This window comes from Mycobacteriales bacterium, from assembly GCA_035995165.1.
Taxonomy (GTDB): domain Bacteria; phylum Actinomycetota; class Actinomycetes; order Mycobacteriales; family CADCTP01; genus CADCTP01.
This window is the reverse complement of the sequence record DASYKU010000048.1, coordinates 79578-101522: the sequence shown is the minus strand read 5'-3', so window position 1 is coordinate 101522 and position 21945 is coordinate 79578. Positions and strand designations below refer to the sequence as shown.

24 protein-coding genes are annotated in these 21945 nt (G+C 74.1%); 5 read left to right on the top strand and 19 right to left on the bottom strand.

Going from position 1 to position 21945, the window contains the following annotated elements; genetic code table 11:
- Window positions 1-960: 960 nt before the first annotated feature.
- Window positions 961-3180 carry a chitobiase/beta-hexosaminidase C-terminal domain-containing protein gene (locus VGP36_08080; protein HEV7654680.1) on the top strand — a complete coding sequence of 740 codons (2220 nt, stop codon included), beginning with the start codon at window positions 961-963 and terminating at the stop codon, window positions 3178-3180.
- Between the two features lie 44 nt (window positions 3181-3224).
- On the opposite strand, the gene VGP36_08075 is transcribed toward VGP36_08080, so the two are convergent.
- Window positions 3225-3443: a hypothetical protein gene (locus tag VGP36_08075; GenBank protein ID HEV7654679.1), complete on the bottom strand. Its 219-nt coding sequence runs from the start codon at window positions 3441-3443 to the stop codon at window positions 3225-3227.
- A gap of 87 nt (window positions 3444-3530) precedes the next feature.
- Window positions 3531-3698 (bottom strand): hypothetical protein, encoded by a 168-nt coding sequence (locus VGP36_08070; protein HEV7654678.1) that lies wholly within the window; start codon window positions 3696-3698, stop codon window positions 3531-3533.
- A gap of 101 nt (window positions 3699-3799) precedes the next feature.
- Here VGP36_08070 and VGP36_08065 point away from each other — a divergent pair, with 101 nt between their 5' ends.
- The gene (locus tag VGP36_08065; GenBank protein HEV7654677.1) at window positions 3800-5032 is read left to right on the top strand and encodes a cytochrome P450; all 1233 of its coding nucleotides are present in this window, start codon (window positions 3800-3802) and stop codon (window positions 5030-5032) included.
- Here the strand turns inward: VGP36_08065 and VGP36_08060 are convergent, their stop codons facing one another.
- Both VGP36_08060 and VGP36_08055 read right to left on the bottom strand, forming a co-directional pair.
- On the bottom strand, window positions 5033-5905 hold the full coding sequence (locus tag VGP36_08060; protein ID HEV7654676.1) for a 5'-3' exonuclease H3TH domain-containing protein: 873 nt from the start codon (window positions 5903-5905) through the stop codon (window positions 5033-5035). It abuts the gene before it with no gap.
- 157 nt (window positions 5906-6062) lie between these two features.
- Window positions 6063-6578 (bottom strand): DinB family protein, encoded by a 516-nt coding sequence (locus VGP36_08055; GenBank protein ID HEV7654675.1) that lies wholly within the window; start codon window positions 6576-6578, stop codon window positions 6063-6065.
- Window positions 6579-6815: 237 nt separating this feature from the next.
- Between VGP36_08055 and VGP36_08050 the strand changes: the two genes are divergently transcribed.
- The gene (locus VGP36_08050) at window positions 6816-7490 is read left to right on the top strand and encodes a response regulator transcription factor (protein ID HEV7654674.1); all 675 of its coding nucleotides are present in this window, start codon (window positions 6816-6818) and stop codon (window positions 7488-7490) included.
- A 599-nt stretch (window positions 7491-8089) separates the two neighbouring features.
- Here the strand turns inward: VGP36_08050 and hemA are convergent.
- From hemA to VGP36_07975, 15 genes are all read right to left on the bottom strand, one after another.
- Window positions 8090-9475, bottom strand: coding sequence for a glutamyl-tRNA reductase (hemA, locus tag VGP36_08045; protein ID HEV7654673.1), 1386 nt, complete (start codon window positions 9473-9475; stop codon window positions 8090-8092).
- Window positions 9472-10200 carry a tetratricopeptide repeat protein gene (locus VGP36_08040; protein HEV7654672.1) on the bottom strand — a complete coding sequence of 243 codons (729 nt, stop codon included), beginning with the start codon at window positions 10198-10200 and terminating at the stop codon, window positions 9472-9474. The genes hemA and VGP36_08040 overlap by 4 nt, the downstream gene beginning before the upstream one ends.
- Window positions 10201-10709: 509 nt before the next feature.
- Window positions 10710-11216: a cytochrome c-type biogenesis protein CcmH gene (locus tag VGP36_08035; protein HEV7654671.1), complete on the bottom strand. Its 507-nt coding sequence runs from the start codon at window positions 11214-11216 to the stop codon at window positions 10710-10712.
- On the bottom strand, window positions 11213-11749 hold the full coding sequence (locus VGP36_08030; GenBank protein HEV7654670.1) for a TlpA disulfide reductase family protein: 537 nt from the start codon (window positions 11747-11749) through the stop codon (window positions 11213-11215). Before VGP36_08030 ends, VGP36_08035 begins: the two co-directional genes overlap by 4 nt.
- Window positions 11749-13731 (bottom strand): heme lyase CcmF/NrfE family subunit, encoded by a 1983-nt coding sequence (locus VGP36_08025; protein HEV7654669.1) that lies wholly within the window; start codon window positions 13729-13731, stop codon window positions 11749-11751. Before VGP36_08025 ends, VGP36_08030 begins: the two co-directional genes overlap by 1 nt.
- Window positions 13732-13734: 3 nt before the next feature.
- Window positions 13735-14223, bottom strand: coding sequence for a cytochrome c maturation protein CcmE (locus VGP36_08020; protein ID HEV7654668.1), 489 nt, complete (start codon window positions 14221-14223; stop codon window positions 13735-13737).
- Window positions 14220-14354: a hypothetical protein gene (locus VGP36_08015; protein HEV7654667.1), complete on the bottom strand. Its 135-nt coding sequence runs from the start codon at window positions 14352-14354 to the stop codon at window positions 14220-14222. Before VGP36_08015 ends, VGP36_08020 begins: the two co-directional genes overlap by 4 nt.
- Entirely contained in the window at window positions 14347-15096 is a 750-nt protein-coding gene (gene ccsA / locus VGP36_08010; protein HEV7654666.1) for a cytochrome c biogenesis protein CcsA, read from the bottom strand. Before ccsA ends, VGP36_08015 begins: the two co-directional genes overlap by 8 nt.
- A gap of 27 nt (window positions 15097-15123) precedes the next feature.
- On the bottom strand, window positions 15124-16488 hold the full coding sequence (locus VGP36_08005; protein HEV7654665.1) for a hypothetical protein: 1365 nt from the start codon (window positions 16486-16488) through the stop codon (window positions 15124-15126).
- Between the two features lie 89 nt (window positions 16489-16577).
- Entirely contained in the window at window positions 16578-17249 is a 672-nt protein-coding gene (locus VGP36_08000; protein HEV7654664.1) for a heme exporter protein CcmB, read from the bottom strand.
- Window positions 17246-17908 (bottom strand): ABC transporter ATP-binding protein, encoded by a 663-nt coding sequence (locus tag VGP36_07995; GenBank protein ID HEV7654663.1) that lies wholly within the window; start codon window positions 17906-17908, stop codon window positions 17246-17248. The genes VGP36_08000 and VGP36_07995 overlap by 4 nt, the downstream gene beginning before the upstream one ends.
- Window positions 17909-17915: 7 nt before the next feature.
- Entirely contained in the window at window positions 17916-18644 is a 729-nt protein-coding gene (locus tag VGP36_07990) for a cytochrome c biogenesis protein CcdA (protein ID HEV7654662.1), read from the bottom strand.
- 11 nt (window positions 18645-18655) lie between these two features.
- Entirely contained in the window at window positions 18656-19843 is a 1188-nt protein-coding gene (locus VGP36_07985; protein ID HEV7654661.1) for an FAD-dependent oxidoreductase, read from the bottom strand.
- Complete coding sequence (gene folE / locus VGP36_07980) at window positions 19840-20397, bottom strand: GTP cyclohydrolase I FolE (protein ID HEV7654660.1); 558 nt, start codon at window positions 20395-20397, stop codon at window positions 19840-19842. Before folE ends, VGP36_07985 begins: the two co-directional genes overlap by 4 nt.
- Complete coding sequence (locus VGP36_07975; GenBank protein ID HEV7654659.1) at window positions 20394-20822, bottom strand: hypothetical protein; 429 nt, start codon at window positions 20820-20822, stop codon at window positions 20394-20396. The genes folE and VGP36_07975 overlap by 4 nt, the downstream gene beginning before the upstream one ends.
- A 92-nt stretch (window positions 20823-20914) precedes the next feature.
- On the opposite strand from VGP36_07975, the gene VGP36_07970 reads away from it, so the two are divergent.
- Together VGP36_07970 and VGP36_07965 are read left to right on the top strand one after the other, a co-directional pair.
- Entirely contained in the window at window positions 20915-21607 is a 693-nt protein-coding gene (locus VGP36_07970) for a helix-turn-helix domain-containing protein (GenBank protein HEV7654658.1), read from the top strand.
- Window positions 21604-21804 carry a hypothetical protein gene (locus VGP36_07965; GenBank protein HEV7654657.1) on the top strand — a complete coding sequence of 67 codons (201 nt, stop codon included), beginning with the start codon at window positions 21604-21606 and terminating at the stop codon, window positions 21802-21804. The genes VGP36_07970 and VGP36_07965 overlap by 4 nt, the downstream gene beginning before the upstream one ends.
- Window positions 21805-21945: the final 141 nt, after the last annotated feature.

Sequence of the window (21945 nt, the reverse complement as noted above, 5' to 3'; positions counted from 1 at the left end):
GACTACGGCAGCGGACAAAGACTCAGCACCTGCGCGGCCCCGACCAGGTCCGACAGCGTCGCCTCCGGCACGCCCCGATCCTTCCGCACCACTCACCCTCGGCCGGCCCAGTGACGTGGTTCGTCGGGACGCGTACTACTCGGAGTGGTAGGTACCACTCCAAGTAGTACGCGTCGGCCCGGCGTTGCCGGCGCTTGTCCACCACCTGGGAAGAGGCCAGCTCCAGTGCGCGGATTGCGTACGTGACGTCCGCGCAGGTGATGTGGACGTGTGGCGGGGAGACCAGGTAGGTGGAACCAGTGGGGCCCGTGATCGAGGTGGAGTGCGGCGGGGACGGGCCCAGGCTGCTGCTGCCGGGATCGGGCTCCTGCTGATCCGGTCGCGGGGTCTGCTGGCCCGGGCCCAGCGGCTGCGGCCGGGCTGGACGACGGCCCTGCCGGTGGTCAGTTCCGTTCGTCGTGCCGGCCCTCGGGATCCGGTCTCGTCGTCAAGGGAATGGCCTCTTCCCGCTCTGGCCGACGCCGTTGCGTGCGCGGGCGAGCGGACGCCCGTACGCCACGCGGCGCAGCATGATCGCGGCGGCGTGCGGGCGCCCAGCGGTTACGCGGCTCAGCCCGACACCCGTTATGCCGGATTGCGCACTCGAAGGCTTTTTGGTGAGCCCTGTGGGCGGGCGGCTGAGATTCACCCGTTCGCGTCAACACGCACTCATGGGTACCCCGAAATTTGGGTGGTTTAGACCCCCCAATCTAGGTCTGGCGGCTCAAGTCTGCCTCCACCACGGTGCTTTTTAGCCAAGTCCGCCTAAAGGGAGCGCATAGCCATGTGCTCCTCCCGGACATGGCCACCACACGGGGGGAGCGGGTACCGATGGACGCATCGACCACAGCACTGAGGCGGCCGCCCAGTCGAGTTCTGCGCGCCGCACTCGTCGGCGTACTGCTGGCGGGGGTGTCCTTGGTGGCCGTCGCCAGCGCCGAGCGGGCACACGCCGCGGTGATCCCCACCGCCCCCGACAACATCCTGGTCTTCCCCAACCGCGACTTCATCACGGTCGAGGGTTACGAGGACCACGCGGGCGAGACCGCCACGATCACCGTGACCCGTCCCTCCATCGGCGGCCAGGTGGTCGGGTCGGCCCAGGGCCGGGTCTCCGGCGACGAGGTGGCCTTCGAGGTCAACCACCCGGGCGGGATCTGCTGGGGCGCCGGCACGAACCTCAAGGTCACCCCGGACATCCTGCCCGGGGACGTCGCGTCGATCAGCTTCGGCGGGGCGACCGCCGGCGACACCCGCGTGCAGGACGGGTTCGCCACCGAGGACGCCAGCCTCAGCGGCTCCACGGTCGTCGTGCGGGGCCACGTCGGCCCCGGCGTCGACCCGGCCAACACCGAGCAGCGGATCGTCGACCCCGCCCTGGTCGGCACCAACGTCGCGCGCCGCGACGTCCGGGCGGTCCCCGGGCCGCTGACCCCGTCTCCCAAGGGCGGCTACTCCTCGGCCCTGGAGTTCGGCCTGGACGGCCCGGACACGTTCCGGGCGACGTACGTCTTCACCGACCCCGCGGCGGCGCAGATTGCCGCGAACGCCGAGCTGGGCGAGCGGCTGCTGTCGTGGGAGTTCACCGACGCCGACGGCAACCGGCAGGGCATGACCATCGCCGAGTTCGGCGAGCTCGGCGGCCCCGGCTTCGGCGGCTGCCCGAACGGCCCGCTGCAGGCCGGGCCGCCCGGGCCGACCGACATCAGCGCCGTGAACGTCGCCGGCGGCATCCGGCTGACCTGGACTCCGGCCGTCGCGGTCCCGGGCACCCCCGCCATCACCGGCTACCGGGCCCACGCCGTCGCGCAGACCACGAACGCCGCCGGTGAGCGGGTCGAGATCGGCCGCCGGATCGCCGGCGTCGGAGCCCGCGGCACCACGATCACCGGGCTGTCCGCGAGTGAGGCGTACGACATCGATGTCGTCGCGGCCAGCAGCGTCGGGGAGACCTTCCCCGCGGTGCACGCGATCCCGGTCACCGACACCACGCCGCCCACGGTCAGCGCGTCCCCGGGCGGTGGCACGTACTCGACCGCCCGCACCGTCACGCTGAGCGCGAACGAGAACGGCTCGGACATCTACTACACGACCAACGGCGACGACCCGGTCGAGGGCGACATCCTCGACGTGGACGCGATCCGGTACACCGCGCCGATCCCGGTCACGGTGAACACCGACCTGAAGTACGTCGCATTCGACCCGGCCGGGAACGTCTCCCACATCGGCGAGGCGACGTACGTCATCACCAACACGCCGACGCCGGACTCGCCGACGGTGGCCAGTGCCAGTGTGGGTCCCGGCTCGGTCACCCTGAACCTCACCGCGCCGGACCCGTCGATCACCTCGTTCACGGTCCAGGCCTTCACGCCGGCCGGGGCCACGGTCGGTGCGCCGCGGGTGACCACGCCGGCCGAGACGGCCGCCCGGTCGGTCACGATCACCGGCCTGACCGGCGACCAGCCGCTGTTCTTCAGCGTCGTCGCGACGAATGCCAACGGCTCCAGCGCCCCCTCGGACCGGGTGGGTCCGCTGACCCCGCAGGGTGCCGTCGTCGCCAATGCCGGTCCCGACCAGACCATCAACCGCCGGACGACGCCCACCACGGTCACTCTGACCGCGGCCGGCTCGACCACCGGCGGGACGTACCGGTGGGTGCAGCTCAGCCCGGGGACCGGCACCACCCAGATGCCGACCACCGACCCCGATTTCGTCACCCTCACCGGAGCCACCACGGCGAGCCCGAGCTTCCCGCTGCGGCTGTTCGTGTACCCCATGACGAACAATCCGCTGCGGTTCCAGCTCACCGTCACCACCGGGGCGGGCAGCAAGACCGACGAGGTCCTCGTCACCCCGGTCCCGGACCGGGTCACGATCGGGACGTCGAAGTGGAAGGTCGGTGACTTCCGGGTCGTCGGCACGGGCTCGCTCGTCGGGACGACGATCACCGTCCACAGAGGATCTCTCAGCGGCACCGTCCTCGTGCAGGCGGCGGTCACCGCGGCCGCGCCGCCGGGCATCGGCGACTACGACGCCCGCTCCCGGGCGACCGGAGCGCCGCTGAACGTCAACCCGGGAACGGTCTGGATCGAGTCCAGCGGCGGCGGCACCGCCGGACCGTTCACCGTCGCCAACGGATAACACCCGCGGATCTGAGGGGCCCGCCGCACCCCGCGGCGGGCCCCTCAGCCGTTCGCGAGCCGCCGCGCGACGGTCAGGCGGTCCTCGTTGAGGATCGAGAGGACGACGTGGTCGGCGCCGGCCACCCGGTGGGCGTCGATCCGCTCGGCGACGGCGTCGACGTCGCCCCAGGCGACGAGCGCGTCGACCAGGCGGTCGGCGAGGCCGGTGACCTCGTCGTCGGTGAAGCCCATCCGGGCGAAGCTGGTGCGGTAGCCCGGCACGGTGGCGAGGAACGTCAGCGGTCCGCGGGCGAGCTCCCGGGCGCGCGCGGCGTCGGTGCTAGAACCTCGACCACGCTCGAGGTCAACCTAGCGGGGGCGGTGCCTGGCGGGCTTGCGGTCGTCGTAGTTGTCGTACATGTCCTCGGCGCGGCGCTCGGTGTGCCGGTCCAGCAGGCGGGTCCGGACACCGGTGAGCGCCACGAACGCGTACACGCCGAAGCCCAGGAACAGGATCACCCCGATCGTGGCCCACACACCACTCGCCTCCCCGGACTGCGCCCAGGGTGCGCCCCCTCCGCCCCGGCGTCCACCCGCGGGCCTGGACTTCCCGTAGGGGAAGGCGGTCCACTGGGCCGGTGACCGGCACCTGTCCCGTACGGCCTGATTTCGACCCGCTCGGCGCGGAGTTCCTGGCCGACCCGTTCGCGGTGCTGGCCGCCGTACGGGAGCAGCCGGTGTTCTACGCACCGTCGCTGGACTACTACGTGGTGACCCGGCACGCCGACATCGCCGCGGTCTTCCGCGACACCGGGACGTACTCGGCCGCGGCGGCGCAGCTCCCGCTGGTGGCGCTGGAGCCGGAGGCGGGCCGGATCCTGCTCGACGGCGGGCACCGGCCACAGCCGTCGATGGTCAGCCTCGACCAGCCCGAGCACACCCGCCTGCGGCGGCCGGCGACCCGGGCGTTCACGGCGGCGCGGGTGCAGGCGATGGCGCCGGAGATCACCGCGCGCGTCGACGCACTGCTCGACGCGGTCGCGGACGCGCCGGCGTTCGACCTGGTCGAGGCGCTGTGCTTCCCGCTGCCGGCGGACACGATCTTCTCGCTGATGGGCGTGCCGCGGGAGGACTACCCGCAGCTGCGGGCCTGGTGCGGTTCGCGGGCGGCGCTGGCCTGGGGCCGGCCCGCGCCGGAGGAGCAGATCGACATCGCCACGAACATGGTCGCGTACCGGCGCTACCTGCGGGACCTCGTGGACACCAAGGCCGGTACGCCGGGGGACGACTTCACCTCGGACCTGCTCGTCATCCACCGCGAGGACCCGGACAAGCTCGGCCTGGACGAGATCGCCTCGATCCTGTTCTCGCTGTCGTTCGCCGGCCACGAGACCACGAACAACCTCATCGGCAACACCGTCCGGCGGCTGCTGGAGGACCCGTCCCGCTGGGCCCGGATCGTGGCCGACCCGGCGCTCGCTCCCGGCGCCGTCGAGGAGACCCTGCGGTACGACCCGTCGGTGCCGGTCTGGCGCCGGATCACGACCCGGCCCACCACGCTGTCGGGGGTCGAGCTCCCGGCCGGCGCGAAGCTGTTCCTCTGGCTCGCGGCGGCCGGCCGCGACACCGACGTCTGGCCCGACGCCGACAGGTTCGAGCTGGACCGGCCCGACGCCAGGGCCCACCTCGCCTTCGGCGGCCGCAGCATCCACCTGTGTCTGGGCGCCGGACTGGGCCGGCTGGAGGCGGCGATCGCGGTGCAACGGCTGGCCACCCGGTTCCCGCACCTGTCGATGCCGGCCCAGCAGATCCCGTTCCACCCCAACATCAGCTTCCGCGGACCCCAGCGACTGCTGGTCGAGACGGGCTGATCAGCGGCCGGCGGCCAGGGCGGCCGCGTCCTTCGCCAGCCGCGGCCAGCCGAAGCGCTCGCACCAGGCGGGAAAGTCCTTCGTCGGCCCGGTCCACTCCCAGTCGTCGACCTTCCCGACCTCGGCGTCCGTACGGAGGGTGGCCAGGTCCTTGAACGTGTCGGCGTCCGCGCGCTGGGCGACGAGCGTCGCCGCCAGCTTGGCCGCGCCCCGGACCGTGACGTCCCAGTCCGCGGCGTCGGCCGGGATGGCCTCGAGGTGCTTGTACCGGGCGAGCAACGTCGCCGTGGTCTTCGCGCCGAACCCGGGCAGCCCCGGGAAACCGTCGGCGCTGTCGCCGACCAGGGCCAGCCAGTCGGGGATCGACCCGGCCGGGACGCCGAACTTCGCGATGACCCCGTCGGCGTCGAGCTGCTTGTCCTGCCGGCGGTCGAGCTGGACGACCTTGCCGCCGACGCACTGCCCCAGGTCCTTGTCCGGCGAGCAGATGACCACCTGCGTGACCCGCCGGTCGGACTTGGCGACGGCCGCCGCGCTGGCCAGGCCGTCGTCCGCCTCGACGTCGACCATCGGCCAGACCGCGACGCCGAGCGCCCGCAGCGCGTCCTCCAGCCAGTCGAACTGGGCCAGCAGCACCGGCTCCATGCCGGCGCTGGACTTGTACGTCGGCCACATGTCGTTGCGGAAGGACTCGATGACGTGGTCGGTCGCGACCCCGACGTGGGTCGCGCCGTCCTGCAGCATCGTGAAGACGGACTGGACCACGCCGCGGGTCGCGCCGATCTCGACGCCGTCGCTGTCGAGATGTCCGGGTCGCGGCGCGTAGTGCTGCCGGAAGATCTCGTAGGTCCCGTCGACCAGGTGAACGATCACGGGACGAGCCTGGCACGCCGGACGATCGGTGGTCGAGACCGCTGGCCGCCGGCGGCGCGGCGGCAGCCGGCGCGGGCGCCGGAGGAGGTGATGTGCGGCCGCTGCTGGCCGACCTGCGGACCGGCATGGGCCTGCGCCGTCCACAGTGGACGGCCGGTCACTCGCCGGTGACGCCGTCGATCGCCTCCCGGAGCAGGTCGGCGTGGCCGTTGTGGCGCGCGTACTCCTCGATGACGTGCAGGTAGTTCCAGCGCAGCGAGTACGACCGGCCGCGCGGGTCGGTGATCCGCGCGTCCAGCGGGACGGCGGCCAGACCCTGCCGGATCCGGCCGGCCTCGTCCCGCCAGCGGCTGAAGACCTCGGCGACCGGCACGCTGCCGGTCTCCTCCAGGTCGGCCTCCGGTGCCGCGTCGGTGCAGTAGATCGGCACCGGCGGGTCCCCGAAGAACTCGGAGAACCGGTCGCGGTCGACCTCGGTGAGGTGCCGGACGAGCCCGAGCAGCGAGAGAGTGGTGGTGGCGATCGGCCGGGCCCGCAGCTGCTCGTCGGTCAGGCCGGCGCACTTCCAGGCCAGCGTCTCGCGGTGATAGTCGAGCAGTTGTGTCAGCAGGTCGCGCTCGGCGCCGACGGTGGCCGGCCAGGTCCGGGTGTCAGGTGGTGCGGCGATAGCCATACCGGACGCTTACCACCGCGGTCGAGCCGTTTCGGTCCCGGAGTCCGTACACGCCCGACCGGCCGAACGGTGGCCTCGGCCGTCCGGACCTGTCCGGACACATCGTTATCTCGCTGAGGCCATCATTCACCCGGTAGGGGGTTATCGGTCACCGACTGATGTGCCTTACTAGCCTGGCGACAAGTGCCGGAATTCCACCGGCGACGGGGGGAGCCGTCCACGTTGGGGGGAAGGCACATGGGCACCACCACCACCGTCGCTCTCGTCGACGACCACCAGACCCTGCTGGATCTGCTCGGCTTCGCCATCGACGCCGAGTCCGACCTCGTGGTGGTGGGGACGGCGACGACGGCCGCGGACGGCCTGGCGTTGGTCGCGCGCACCTGTCCGGACGTGGTCCTGCTCGACTTCGTGCTGCCGGACGGCGACGGCGTCACCGTCGCGACCGCGCTGGCGCACGACCATCCCGAGACCCGGGTGGTGATGCTGACCGCGTCGGAGGACGCCGAGCTGATCACCCTGGCCGCCCGCGCCGGGGCCGCCGGCTTCGTGATGAAGTCCGGCGCGCTCAGCCAGCTGCTCGACACGATCCGGGCCGCCCGGATCGGCACGATGATCGTGGACCCGGTCTTCCTGGCCCGCCTCGGGTCGTCCCGTCGGCGGCCCGCGGCCGACGACGGGCCGCCGCCCCCGGTGCTGACGCGCCGCGAGCTCGACGTCCTGGAACGCCTCGGCCAGGGCAAGGACCCCCGCACGATCGCCCGCGAGCTCTGCATCAGCGTGCACACCTGCCGCGGCTACGTGAAGAGCACGCTGGCCAAGCTCAACTGCCACTCCCAGCTCGAGGCCGTCGTCACCGCCCGGCGGCTGGGCCTGCTGTCCGGCCCGAAGCCGGTGCCCGCGGCGGGGTGACCGTTCTAACGCCGTAAACTCGGGCCATAGAGCACGCGGCGGACGAGGGCGGTCACATGAACAGCGCGGAGGACCTGGCCGCGATCGCGTTGCTGGCCGAGCCCGTCCGGCAACGGCTCTACCGCTACGTCCGGGACCGCCGCGAGCCGGTGGGCCGGGAGGACGCCGCGAACGACGCCGGGATCTCGGTCAAGCTGGCCGCCTTCCACCTGGACCGGATGGCGCAGGCCGGCCTGCTGGACGTCGACTACCGGCGGCTGACCGGCCGGGTCGGGCCCGGGGCCGGGCGGACGGCGAAGGTCTACACGGCCTCGGCGCGGTCGTTCTCCATCGAGTTGCCCCAGACCCGGTACGCGCTGGCCGCCTCGATGATGGCGACCGCCCTGTCCGGGGACACCGGCGGGGACGGCGCGGCCACGCTGGCGCAGGTGGCCGGAACCGTCGGCGACCTGCTCGGTGCCGAGGTCAAGGCGCAGGCCCGGACGAAGAACGGCCGCCGCGAGGCCGCGCTGCGCCAGCTCGAGCAGCTCGGCTTCGAGCCGCAGTCCCGCGGCAGCGACCTCGTGCTGCGCAACTGCGTCTTCCGGGAGGTGTCGGAGTCACACCGCGAGCTCGTCTGCGGGATGAACGCCGCGTTGGTCCGGGGCCTGCTGGAGGGGGCGCAGCTGCGGTCGCTGCGGGTCGAGGGGCGGCCGGCCGAGGAACGGATCGCCGAGTCCAGCTGCTGCGTGCGCGTCGTCGGGCACTGACGGGCCGTACAAGGAACCCAGCCGGGCGACGAGGGCGTCGTCGCCGGCCTGGGCGGCGGCCAGCAGCTCGCGGGTCGTCGCGTGCGCGAGCCGGTGCACGGTCCGCAGCACGGCCCGTTCCAGCGCCGGCCGGACCTCGGGCGGGACGGCGGCGCGGGCGATCTCCTGCCGGGCGACCTCCTCGGCGTCGGCGCGCATCCGGCGCAGCGCCGGGCCGGCGCCGCGACCGGCCTCCCAGCGGCGGTAGCGGGCGAGCTCGGCCTCGATGACCGCCTCGACCGCGGCGATCTCGGCGGTGAGCGCGGCGGCGGCGGTCGCGCTGGTGGTCCCGTCGGCGCGCAGGTCGGCCAGGTCGATCAGCCGTACGGAATCCAGGTCCCGGACGGACGCGGCCACGTTGCGGGGGAGCGCGAGGTCCACCAGCGTCAGCGGCCGGCCGTGCGGACGGCAGCGGCGCAGCAGGTCGGTGTCGACGAGCGGGTGCGGCGCCGCGGTGGCCGTGATCGCGATGTCCGCGGTGGCCAGGCCGTCGGGCAGCGCGGCCAGATCGACCACGGTGGCTCCGGCGGCGGCGAAGCGGGCGGCGTGCCGGCGGGTGCGGTTGCAGACCGTCACGTGCGCTCCCAGGGCCGCGCCGCGGGTCACCACGACGGCTGCGACCTCGCCCGCGCCGACCACGAGCAGCCGTTCGCCGGCGAGGGTGCCGCCGTGCTCGGCCGCGACGGCGTCCAGGGCCACCGCCGCGACCGAGCGGCTGCTGGCGGCGATCCCGGTGTGCCGGTGGGCGCGCCGGCCGGCGCTGACCGCGGTGGCCAGCAGGCGTTCCAGCGCGGCGTCGGCACCGGCGGCCCGGCCGGCCTCGGCCGCGTGCCGGACCTGGCCGGCGATCTCGGTCTCGCCGAGCACGAAGGACTCCATACCGGTCGCGACCCGCAGCAGGTGCCGGGCCGCCGCGTCGCCCGCGTACGTCGTCGCGGCCGCCCGGACGACCGCCGCCGGCACGCCGCGGTCGGCCGCGAGCGCGGTGAGCAGGGCCTCCGGGTCGGGGTCGGCGTCCCAGCTCCCGTAGAGCTCCACCCGCTGGCAGGTGGACAGGACGACCAGGCCGCGGGCGCCGGCGGCGGCCCGCAGTCCCGGCAGCCGGGCGGCCGGCTCGGCCCGTCCGTACGCGAGCCGCTCCAGCAGGGCCAGCGGTGCCTGGCAACCGGCGACGGAGACGCAGCCGAGACCGGTCACGGGGTGCTGCCGGCCAGCGCGAGCAGGGTCTCCGCGGCGGTGCGGTGCGACCCGTACGGCGCCGCGCTGAGGTAGGCGTGCAGGTCCCGGGTCGCCGCCGCGGGCTGGTGCAGGCCGGAGAGCAGGACCAGGCCGCGGACGTAGAGCGCCTCCGGGTAGGCCGGGTCCGCGGCCAGCACCGCGTCGAGCATGTCCTTGGCCTGCTGCGGTTGGCCGACCTCGAACGCGAGCAGGGCCAGGGCCGTGTTCGCCTCGGCGTTGCCGGGGTCGAGCCGGAGGATCGCCAGGTACTCGACCGCGGCCAGCTGGCCCTCGCCGCCGTCCGCGTACGCGTGGGCGAGCGTGATGTGCTTCGCGATGTCCTTCGGGTGCGCCTTGACGTCCAGGGCGGCGGTGTCGATCGCCGCGGCCTGCTCCGGAGTCGCGGTCTGCGCCGCGTCCGTCGGCCCGGCGCCCGCCGCTCCCGTCGGCCCGGCTCCCGCCGCTCCCGTCGGCCCGGCTCCCGTCGGCCCGGTGGCGGGCCCCGCGGGGCCGGCGGGACTGCCTGCCGGCGGATCGGCGGGCTGAGCCGCCGATCCGCCGGCCGGGGCACCCGGCGACGCCGTCGCTGCCGCCGCCGGTGCGTCCCCGGACACCGTCTCGCCCGCGCCGCGCGGCGCGATCGCGCCCGCGAGCAGGACGGCGACGCTCGCCACGGCCGCCGCCGCGGCGAGCACCGTCACCACGCGGCGCCTCCGCCGCCCCCCCGCCGTCCCCCGCCGTCCCACCGCCCCATCCGCGGCCGCCGGAGACCCCCCGGCCCCGGCCGCCGCATCCGCCGCCGCATCCGCAGCCGCCGGAGACTTCCCGGCCCCGGCCGCGTTCTCCGCGCCCTCAGGCGTCGTCGCGCTGCTGCGCTCAGGTACGCGGCCCCGCCCGCGCCGGGGGGTCGCGGCCGCCTCGGCGGTCTCGGCGTCACCACGCCCCCGAGTCGCGGTCTCGGCGGCACCACGCCCCCGGGTCGGGGTCTCGGTAGCGCCGGGGCCCCGGGTCGGGGTCTCGGTGGCGCCGGGGCGCCGGGTCGGGATGTCAGCGGCGGCGGGGGGCTTGGCGGGGTGGAGGGTTGCGGCGGCGGCGCGTTCCAGCGGCGCGCGGAGGCGGCGGTGGTCGTCATCGGTGATCTTGCCGGCGGCGCGGTCGTCGTCGAGGTCGCGCAGTTGCCGCAGCAGTGCCCGCTGCCGGTCGGACTCGGCCGTCATCCCTCCTCCTCCCGCAGTCGCTCGACCGCCCGCCGCAACGCCAGCCGCTGTGCCGCCGACAACGGCGGCGGCGCCTCGGAGTCGTCCGGAGTGGACAGTCGCCGCCAGCGCCGCAGCAACGTCAGCACGAGCAGCGCGCCGCCCGCGACGACGGTCAGCGGCAGGTAGTACGCGGTCCGCGCCAGCCCGTGCCGCGGCGGCGACATCAGCACCGAGTCCCCGTACGCGGCGACGAACCCGGTCCGGATCTGGTCGGCCGACTGCCCGGTGGCCAGGTCCTGCTCGATCTGCTGGCGCATCTGCTGCGCCAGCGGTGCGGGGGAGTCGGCGACCGAGAGGTCCTTGCAGATCGGGCAGTGCAGCCCGGACGCGATCTGCTGGACCTGCGCGGCCCGGCTCGCCGGCGCCCGGTGCCCGCCGGCCGCCACCAGCCCGACGGTCACCACCGCGGCGAGCGCGGCGAGCGCCACGAGCAGGTCGGCGGCCGACCAGCGCCGGCTCACGGCGCGGCCGTCCGGACGAGCGGATCGACCTGCGCGGCCAGCACGGCGGCGTCGACCCGGCCGATGATCCGGTTCACGATCCGGCCGGACCGGTCGAGCAGGAACGTCTCCGGGATGCCGCGGATCCCGTACGCCAGCGCCGTCCGGGAGTCCTTGTCCTCGACCACCGGGTAGGTGAGCCCGGACTGGTGGACGTAGTCGCGGGCACCGTCGGTGGTGTCCTGGAAGTCCACCCCGAGCACGACCGCCCCGGCGTCCCGGTACCGCTGCCAGGTCTGGTCGAGCGCGTCCTGCTCGTCGTGGCACTCGGCGCACCAGGACGCCCAGAAGTTGACGATCACGACCTGCCCGCGCAACGTCGAGAGCGTCACCGCCGGGCCGTCCAGTCCGGACAGGGTGAAGTCCGGCGCGGTCCGGCCGACCAGTGGCGACGCGGTCGCGGCGGGGTCCCGGCCGAGACCGGTCGACAGCACCGCGACCACCCCGGCCACGAGCGCCGCGACGAGCGCGAGCAGCAGCACACGACGGCGCATCAGAGCACTCCCGTCCCGGCCGGGTGCCGCCGCCGCTCGGCCGCGACGACCTCTTCCTCGGCCCGCCGCCGGCGGGCCGGCCAGGCGGCGACCGCCCCGCCGAGCGCCATCAGCGCCCCGCCGATCCACAACCAGTTCACGCCGGGGTTGCGGTAGAACCGGAACGTCGCCGAGGCGCCGTCGTCCTGCAGCGAGATCACCGACGCGTACAGGTCGTGGACGACGCCGCGGTGGATCGAGGGCGAGCCGATCGGCTCGGCCGCTGCGGGGTAGAGGTTCATCCGCGGGTCCAGCGAGCCGCCCGAGGCCAGCGACACCCGCGCGGTCAGCACGATCCGCTGGGCCTGCTGGTCGGTCTCCAGCCCCTCGTAGCGCAGGGTCTGCCCGGCGAACACGGTGCTCTGGCCCGTCCGCAGCGTCACCTGGGTCTGCTCGGCCAGGTTGCTGGACGCGGTGATGCCGAAGGCGAGCAGGGCGAGTCCCATGTGGACGGTGAGCCCGGCGTACCGGCGGCGGCCGCGGACGAGCGTCCGCAGGATCCCGGCCCGGCCACCGCGGCGGCCGGCCGCGAGCCCGGTGACCAGCTCCTGCCCGTTCGCGACGAGGACGAGGGTGGCCAGGCCGAACCCGGCGATCGCGTAGAGGTCGCGCAGACCCGCGGCGGCGGTGCCGACCACGACCACCGCGGCGGCGACGACCGGCACCCGCAGCCGCCGTACGGCCCGCTCCCGGTTGACCGCCCGCCAGGGCAGCAGCGGCGCGGTCCCGGCCAGCAGCAGGACGAGCAGGAAGACCGGCGCCAGCGCGCTGCGGAAGTACGGCCCGCCGACGGTGATCTGCTGTCCGGTCACGGCCTCGAGCACGAGCGGGAACGCCGTACCCAGCAGGATGATCGCGGTCGCGGCGAGCAGCAGCATGTTGTTGCCGACGATCGCGGCCTCCCGCGACACCGTCGACTCCAGCCGGGCCGGGGTCCGCAGGGTCGGCAGCCGCCAGGCCACCAGCCCGAAGCCGCCCAGCAGCACCAGCCCCAGGAAGACCAGGTACGCCGGCCCGACCGCGGACTGCGCGAACGCATGCACCGAGGACAGCACGCTGCCCCGGGTCAGGAACGTCCCGAACGTCATCAGCGCGAACGCCCCGATGACCAGCGCGATGTTCCACAGCCGGGCCATGCCCCGCCGCTCCTGCAGCATGATCGAGTGCAGGAACGCGGTCGCGACCAGCCAGGGCAGCAGCGCCACGTTCTCGACCGGGTCCCAGGCCCAGTAGCCGCCCCAGCCCAGCACCGAGTACGACCAGAGCGCGCCGAGCACCAGCCCGACGGTGAGGAAGCACCAGACCGCGAGCGTCCAGCGCCGGATCAGCGAGACCCAGTGGTCGCTGCCGCCGCCGGCCAGCAGCGCCGCGACCCCGAACGCGAACGGCACCGTGAACCCGATGAACCCGAGGTAGAGGAACGGCGGGTGCACCGCCATCAGCGGATGGTTCTGCAGCAGCGGCGCCGGGCCGCGTCCGTCGGCCGCGGCCTGCGCCAGCGTCCCGAACGGCCGGGCCGGGCCGTCGACCAGGACCAGGTAGAAGGCCTGGACCACGAACAGCACGCTCAGCGCGTACGGGAAGGTCGGCGGCCGGTAGTGGCGGAACCGGATCGCGACCGCGGCGATGTAGCCGGCCAGGATGAGGTTCCAGAACAGCAGCGAGCCGTCGTCGGAGGCCCACAGCGCGAGCACCTTGAACAGCACCGGCGTCTCGCGGGAGGAGTTGTCCGCGACGTACCGCAGCGAGAAGTCGTTGCCCAGCAGGGCCGCGACCATCGTCCCGTCGACGAGCACCATCGTGGCCAGCAGCGCGAAGGCGATGCGCCGGGCGGCCTCGACCAGCCCCGGCCGCAGCGTCCGCGCGCCCACGGCGGCGACCACGGCCCCGCCGGCGGCCAGCACCAGCCCGAGCAGCAGCCCGTACGACCCCAGCACGGACACGGCTCAGCCCCCGGATTCCAGGTCGGCGGTGTTCGGCGGTCTCTGGCCCGGCGCCGGCGGCCGGTAGTCGCCGCTGTGCTTGACCAGCAGCGTGTCGGAATGGAAGCGCCCGTCGGTGCCGAGGGCGCCTTCCAGCACGACCCCCTGGCCGGGCTTGAACAGCTCCGGCACCGAGCCGAGGTCGGAGACCGGCACCGAGTCGGTGCCGTCGGTCACGGTGAAGGTCAGCGTGCTGGTGGTGTGCCCGACGCTGCCGGGCACGACGTACCCGCCGAGCCGGATCCGCTCGCCGACATGCGCCTTGTGCTGGGTGACGACGTCGGTCGGGGTGAGGTAGTAGACGAAGCTGCCGGTCAGCCCGCGCACGGTGACCCAGACCAGCGCGCCCACGATGACGGCCAGCCCGATCAGCAGCCGCAACCGGGCTCCGTGCAGCCAGCGGGCGGGGGCCGTGTCCTGCGGCACCGCCGCGGCGATCGGCTCCTGGGTCACCGTTCTCGCCCGCTGACCGTGGCGATGTAGCGGCGGGCCCGGCGCAGCCGGACCGCCAGCCGCCAGCGGTAGCCGCCGAGCGCGGCCCCGGTCGCGGCGTACCCGGCGACCACGTAGGTCAGGTCATGCACCGGTGACACCCCCCACCGGGGCGGGACGGCGGGCCCGCGGCGTGGAGACCGGGACGGCGCCCCGCTCCTCCAGCCGCCCGACCCGCAGCCGGGCCGCCATCAGATAGCCGTACGCGACCGAGAAGACCAGGAACGCGAACAGCAGCGTGGCCAGCATGCTGCCCGCGATCGTCGGCGACCCCGGCCGCAGCACGGTCGCCTCCTGGTGCAGCGACCGCCACCACACCACGGACATGTGCACGATCGGCACGTCCACGAAGCCGATCACCCCGACCACCGCGGACCACCGGGCCCGGCGCGCCGGGCTGTCGGCCACCCGCCGCAGCGAGAGGTAGCCGGTGTAGATCAGCAGCAGCAGCGCGGTCGTGGTGAGCCGGGGATCCCAGGTCCACCAGGTGCCCCAGACCGGGCGCCCCCACAGCGAGCCCAGCACGATCGTCAGCGCGCAGAACACCACGCCGATCTCGGCCGAGGAGACCGCGATGCGGTCCCAGTGGATACGCCCGGTCCTGAGGTAGGCGACGCTGCCGAGGAAGACCACCCCGAAGGACAGGAAGGCCACCCATGCGGCCGGCACGTGCACGTACATCAGCCGTTGCACGTCGCCCTGGTTGGCGTCCGCGGGGACGACGGTCAGCGCGACCGCCGTCGTCGCGAGCAGACCCAGCAGGGTCGACCAGCCCAGGATCCGCTGGGCGCGGAGGCTGCCGAGCACGGTGAGCACGCGGTAGAAGCGCCGCATGGGTGGCTCCTGTCCAAGGGGTTCGAACTACAGGGAGAGCAGGTACTGCACGAGATCGCTCTGTTGCCGGGCCGACAGCTTCAGGTGGAACGTGCTGTCGTAGTGCTTGACGACCGAGAGCAGGTCCGGGAAGCGGCCGTCGTGGTAGAAGCCGTCCTTCTGATGGGTCCACAGGCCGGCCAGCGGGCTGGTCCGGTACATGTGGGTCGGGGACCGGTCGGCCTCGAAGTTGTCGATGCCGATCTGGCTGCCGGGGTGCAGGTTCTCGCCCGGTTCGGTGAACGTCGGGGCCACGTGGCAGGTCGAGCATTCGGCCTGGCCGGTGAACAGCGTCTTCCCGCGGGCCGCGGCCACCGGGTCGAACGAGCCCTTCGGCGGCGTCGGCGCCTTCAACGAGAGCTGGTACGCCTGCAAGCCCGGCAGTTTCGGGCTCACCAGGTCCGGTTTCGCGGTGATGTGGCCGAAGCCGTTCTCAGCCGCGATCGGGAACTGCGTGGCGTTGTCCAGCCGCGGGTCGAAGAACGTCCCCTGCCCGTGCATCTCCAGGATCGCCACGAACGCGTTCCAGTACGGGATGGAGCCCCAGCCGGTCCAGGTGTGCAGGTTCACGCCGGCCAGCCCGAACGCCGGCGGGATCAGCGTCGCCGCCGAGGTGCCGTTGGGCTGGAAAGCCTTGCCGTCCAGGAACAGCTCGGCGTCGAACTTGCCCGGTCCCCACGCGTCGAGCACCTTGTGCACGGTCGGGACGTCGGTGTGCAGCAGCGAGGCGACCGGTTGCAGGTTCGGCGACAGTCCGATGATCGCGCCGATGTTCAGGTCCTGGTTGGCCCAGCCGTCCTGCCGGTGCCCGATGCCGGGGGCCAGCGAGTTGTCCACTGTGGAGTGACAGAGGGCGCACTCGATGCCGACCGCGTTGAGCTTGCCGGCGCGGTCGAAGATCCCCTTGACGCCGACCACGGAGTTGAGCTTGAGCAGGGTCAGGGTGACCGCCGGGTCGTCCAGGTTCACCTGACCGTTCACGATCGCCGTCCGGACCGCGCCGGGCAGCGCGTCGACGTCGACCTTGAGCCCGACCGACAGCGCGGTCCTCGGGCTGACCCCGGGCCCGACCCCGCCGTTGGCGGCGCCGGCGATGGCCTGGTTCAGGTGCAGCGTGTCGCCCCAGAACGCCTGGTCACCGAAGGTGTCGAACCGGAAGGTCTGCTTCCCCTGCGCCACCAGCGCGTCGATGGGCCGGACCGCGGACGAACCCGATCCGACGCTCTGCGTCCCGCCGGTGGGCCCGGCCGCGACCGGGGACAACCCGGCCGACACCGCCACCAGCATCGTTGCCGTGAGTGCTCCGGCCACGGCGACCGCCAGGGCGACGCCGATCCTTCTCGAGCGGCCCATGCCACGTCACCTCGATCTGCTTTCTAAAGCTAGTCAATCTGGTCGTTAGAGCGTGTCCGGTCGCCATCGGGTTGTCAATGGCCCGGGAGTCAGTCTTCGAGCAGGTTTCCGTAGACCAGGTAGCCGGCGGCCAGGAAGGCCGCGTCGAACGCGACGAGCAGCCCCAGCCAGCCGCCCACGCCGGCCGACTGGCCCTGGGTGAGCGCGACCGTGGCCCGGGTCGCGGCGATGATCACCGGGGTCACCAGCGGCAGCACGATGACCGGCAGCGCCGCCTGCCGGGTCCGCCCCTGGACGGCGAGCAGCCCCAGCAGCGCGCCCATGGCGCTGAGCCCGGCGACACCCAGCACCGCGGTCAGCGCGAGCAGCGCCGGGTCCGGCCCGAGCGGCAGCCCGAACAACACGATCACGATGCCGGTGGTGACCACGAACAGCGCCAGCAGCTGGACGAACGCGGCCGCGGCCTTGCCGAGGAAGACGGCTCCCTTGTCGGCGGGCCCGAGCAGCAGGCCCTCCAGGGCGCCGTTGGCCGCCTCGGTCAGGTACGCCCGATGGCAGAGCTCGACCGAGGCGAACAGCGCCGCGACCCAGAGCAGCCCGGGCGCGGTCTGCTGCAGCAGCAGCCGGTCGGGCCCGAGCGCGAACCCGAGCGCGAGCAGGATCGTCGCCGCGAACGGCAGGACCGCGTTCACCGCCGACCGGCTGCGGAGCTCGATCCGCAGGTCCTTGGCCGCGATCGCGCGGATCACCCGGGCGGTCACGGTGGCCCGCCCGAGAGCCGGCCGCCGTCCATCAGCAGGGTCCGGTCCACGAACCGGGGTGGGGGTGGGTCGTGGCTGGCGATCACGATCGTGCGGCCGGCTCCGCGGGCGCCGGCGAGCAGGTCGTCGACGACGGTGCGGGCGTCCGGATCCAGCCCCGCGTACGGCTCGTCGAGCAGGATGAGCCGCGGCGCCCGCAGCAGGCAGCGGGCCAGCACGAGGCGCTGCCGCATGCCCTGGGAGAAGCTGGCCGCCCGGACCGTCGCGACCTCCTGCAGCCCGACCCGGTCCAGCGCCGCCGGGATCCCGCCGGGATCCAGGCCGTGCAGGTCGGCGGCGAAGCGCAGGTTCTCCGCGGCGGTGAGGTCGTCGTAGAGCCGGGTCTGGTGGCCGACCAGGTCCGTCTCGGCGCGGATCGCGGCCCGGCCGCGGGTGAGGTCGTGGCCGAGCACCGTGCCGCCGCCGTACGTGGGGGAGATCGCGGTCGCGACCAGCCGCAGCAGCGTGGACTTGCCGGAGCCGTTGGAGCCGCGCAGCCAGACCGTCTCGCCGAGGGCGAGCTCCAGGCTGATCTGGCTGACCGCGGCCAGGCCGTCGAACAGCCGCGTCACCCGGACCAGGCCGACCGCGCTCGTCGTCCGTGCGAGGGGGTCGATCACGACGGGCTCACCCGAGTCCGACCAGCCGGCCGAGGCCGAGCGTGGTCATCCCGTGCTGGAGCGCCACGGTGACGCTGTCCAGCCGGTCGAAGGCCAGCAGCACCCCGTACGTCCCGAGGACCGCGGCCGATCCCAGCGCCAGCACGGCCGAGTGCCGCCGGAGGAACCGGAACGCGACCAGCGACCGGTCCAGCGCCAGCGCCGCGATCAGGAACGGCACCGCCAGCCCGGCCGCGTACGCGCTGAGCAGCAGCACGCCCGCGCCGAGCCGGCGCTGGTCGGCCGCGACCGCGAGGACCGAGCCCAGGACCGGCCCGATGCACGGGGTCCAGCCGAACCCGAACGCCGCCCCGGCCACCGGCGCACCCCAGGCCCCGAGCCGGGCCAGCCGCGGCCGGAACCGGAGGTCCCGCCCGGCGAACCGGCCCGCCGGGCGGGCCGAGACCGCCGGCAGGGCCAGCACGACCGCCAGGCCCGCGACCGCGACCCCGGCCAGCCGGGTGACCGGGACCTGCTGGCGCAGCAGCACCGACCCCAGCGCCGTCGCCGACAGTCCTAGGAGGACGAACACGACCGCGAACCCGCCGCAGAACAGCGCCCCGGCCCGCACGGCCCCGACCCGGCCGGGCACTCCGGAGGTCAGCGACAGGTACGCCGGGACCAGCGGCAGCACGCACGGGGACAGGAAGGAGACGACGCCGCCGCCGAAGGCCAGCGCGAAGCCGGTGGCCGACACCGCGGGCCCGGCTAGAGGTCGGTGAGCGGGACATGGATGTCGGTGAGGCGGGCGGCCGGGACGCTGCGCCCGACCAGCCCGCGCAGCTCGGAGTTGACGTCCCAGAGGTTGACGTTCATCGCGGCGGTGATCCGCTCCCCGTCGGCCCAGAAGGCGATGAACTCGCCGCTGAGCAGGCTGCCGCGGATCAGGACCTGATCGCCCGGGGTGCCGTGGCCGACGTACTCCATGCCGAGGTCGTACTGGTCGGTGAAGAAGTACGGCTGCCAGTCGTACTCGTCGCCGGTGCCGAGGATCGTGCGGGCGGCGAGGCGGCCCTGGCGGATCGCGTTGTCCCAGTGCTCCACCCGCAATGCCCGGCCCAGCGCGGTGTTGTCCGCGGTCGCGACGTCGCCGGCGGCGAGCACGTGCGGGTCGGCGGTGCGCAGCTGCCGGTCCACGACGATGCCGTTGTCCACCGCCAGCCCGGCCGCGAGCTCGGTGTTCGGCGCGGCCCCGACCGCCATCACGACCGTGTCGGCGTCGATCGACCCGTCGCTCGCGTGCACCCGCAGGCCGGGCCCGGACCGTTCGATCGCCCGGACCTCGCTGCCGGTCCGCAGGTCGACGCCGTTGCCGAGATGCAGGTCGAGGAAGTAGCGGCCGAGCCGGTCGCCGAGCACCCGCTGCAGCGGCAGCGACGCGTGCTCCAGCACGGTCACCACGCGACCGTGCGCGATCGCCGCGGCCGCGACCTCCAGGCCGATCCAGCCGCCGCCGATGATCACCCAGCGCTCGTCGCGGTCCAGCGCCTCGCGGAGCCGGTCGCTGTCGGCCCGGGTCCGCAGCGTGTGCACGCCGGGCCGGTCGGCGCCGGGGATCGGGAGCAGCCGGGGCCGGGCGCCGGTCGCGAGCACCAGGTCCTCGTACGGGATCAGCTCGGAGCCGACCCGGACCAGGTGCGCGTCCCGGTCGACGGCGGTGGCCCGGACCCCGGTCCGGACGTCGACCTGGTGGTCGGCGTACCAGCCGGCGTCGTGGACCTGCAGCTCGCCGGTCTTGCCGAGCAGGTAGTCCTTGGACAGCGCGGGCCGCTCGTACGGCAGCTCCTGCTCCTCGCCGATCAGCGTGATCGGGTCGGCGTACCCGTGGTCGCGCAGCGTCGAGATCGTGTGGGCGGCGGCCAGGCCACCGCCGACGACGACCGTGCCGGCGCTCATGCCGCGGTCCGGGGGAGCGCGGCGAGGAACTCCGACCGGGTGGCCGGGTTGCTGCGGATCGTCCCGGTCAGGGCGGAGGTCCGGGTGACGGCGCCCGCCGCCCGGACGCCCCGCAACGACATGCAGCTGTGCTCGGCCTCGACCACGACGCCGACGCCCTGCGGCACGAGGTGGTCGTCGAGCCAGGTCGCGACCTGCTGGGTGAGCCGCTCCTGGACCTGCGGCCGGCGCGCGAACAGCTCGACCACGCGGGCGAGCTTCGACAGCCCCAGGATCCGGTCGCCGGGCAGGTAGCCGACGTGCGCGACGCCGGTGAACGGGAGCAGGTGGTGCTCGCACAGGGACTGGACCGGGATGTCCTTGACCACGACGAGCTCGTCGTACTTCTCGTCGTTGGGGAAGGTGGTCAGCTCGAAGCTGCGCGGGGTGAGCATCTCCGCGTACGCCCGGGCCATCCGGGCCGGGCTGTCCCGCAACCCGGGCCCGTCGGTCGAGATGCCCAGGGCCTCCAGGAACTCCTCCGCCGCGCGGGCGGCGACCTCCAGGTTCGTCACCGGACGCCGGCCTTGACGCCGTGCCCGGCGCGCACGTAGCGGGCCTGGGCCAGCCGGCCGAGGGCGAGCGCGGCGACCAGCAGGCCGAAGTCCCGCAGGGCCACGTCGTAGAAGCCGGAGAGGGTGAGCAGGTCGAGGATGATGCCGGCCAGCCAGAGCGCCACGACGTAGGCGCCGATGCGCGGCGCGACCGCGACCAGGACGCCGGCCGCTATCTCGACGACGCCGACGACGTGCATCGCGTCGGCGGCGTCGCCCGGCACGAGGCGGTCGATCCACGGTGCGAGGTAGGCGGTCCAGTCGGTGAGGACGTTGAAGAACTTGTCCAGGCCGAACAGGATCGGCGCGACCGTGAAGACGCTGCGCAGCAGCGCGTACGCCTGGAAGGCGGGGTCCTTCAGGTCGTCGGGCAGATCGGCGCTCATGGGGTGGCTCCCGAATCTAAGAGAAGGTAGCGTTGACGTTAGAGAGCGCGGCTCTCTAACGTCAAGACCTATCTCTTTTAGAGGAGGCGCCGGTGCGGGAGCGGGACGTGGCCGGGATCGGGGCGCTGGCCGACCCGGTCCGGCGCCGGCTCTACCTCTACGTCTGCGCCCAGGTCGAGCCGGTGAGCCGGGACCAGGCCGCGGCCGGCGCCGGGATCGCCCGCCACCAGGCCAAGTTCCACCTCGACCGGCTGGAGGCCGAGGGCCTGCTGGAGACCGGGTACGCGCGGGTCGGCGGCCGCAGCGGACCCGGTGCCGGCCGGACCTCCAAGCTCTACCGGCGGGCCGACCGGGAGATCACCGTCTCCCTGCCCGACCGCGAGTACGAGCTGGCCGGGCGGCTCATGGCCGACGCGATCGCCGCCTCGGCCGGCTCCGGCGAGCCGGTCATGGTCGCGCTGGACCGGCTCGCCGCCGACCACGGCGGCGCTCTGGGCGCGGCGGCGGTCTCGGCCGGGGGACACCCGGCGTCCGCGGGCTCGGCCCTGGAGCTGGCCGCCTCGGTGCTGGCCGGGCACGGCTACGAGCCGCGGGCCGAGGAGGGCCGGGTCGTGCTGGCCAACTGCCCGTTCCACTCGCTGGCCCGGACCCAGACCGACCTGGTCTGCCGGATGAACCAGGCCCTCGTCGGCGGCGTCGCCGCCACCCTCACGCCGCACTGCCCGCAGGTCGCGCTGGCGCCCGCGCCCGGCCGCTGCTGCGTCGTCCTCACCCCGGCGTCATGACCGCGCCCGACGATCCGGTCGCGACGCTGGTCCGCTGGGAGGCGGCCGGGGCGGTCTGGCGGGTGCTGGCCCGGCGGCGGGACGCCGTGACGATCGCGCTCTGCCAGTGCGACGGGGGAGCGGAGGCCGGCCGGCTCACCTCCGCCGATCCCCGCCTGGCCGAGTACGTGGCCGGCCGCCGCAGCAGCGAGGACTGATCAGCAGATCGTCGTACGGCCGGGCTCGTACCGCAGGACCAATCGGACCTTGGTACCAGTACCTCGCCCGCGGCCCGGGGGCGGCCGGCGAGGGGCGGGCCGACGGCGACGGGGCCGGCTCCGTCCGGGCCGGCCTGGAAG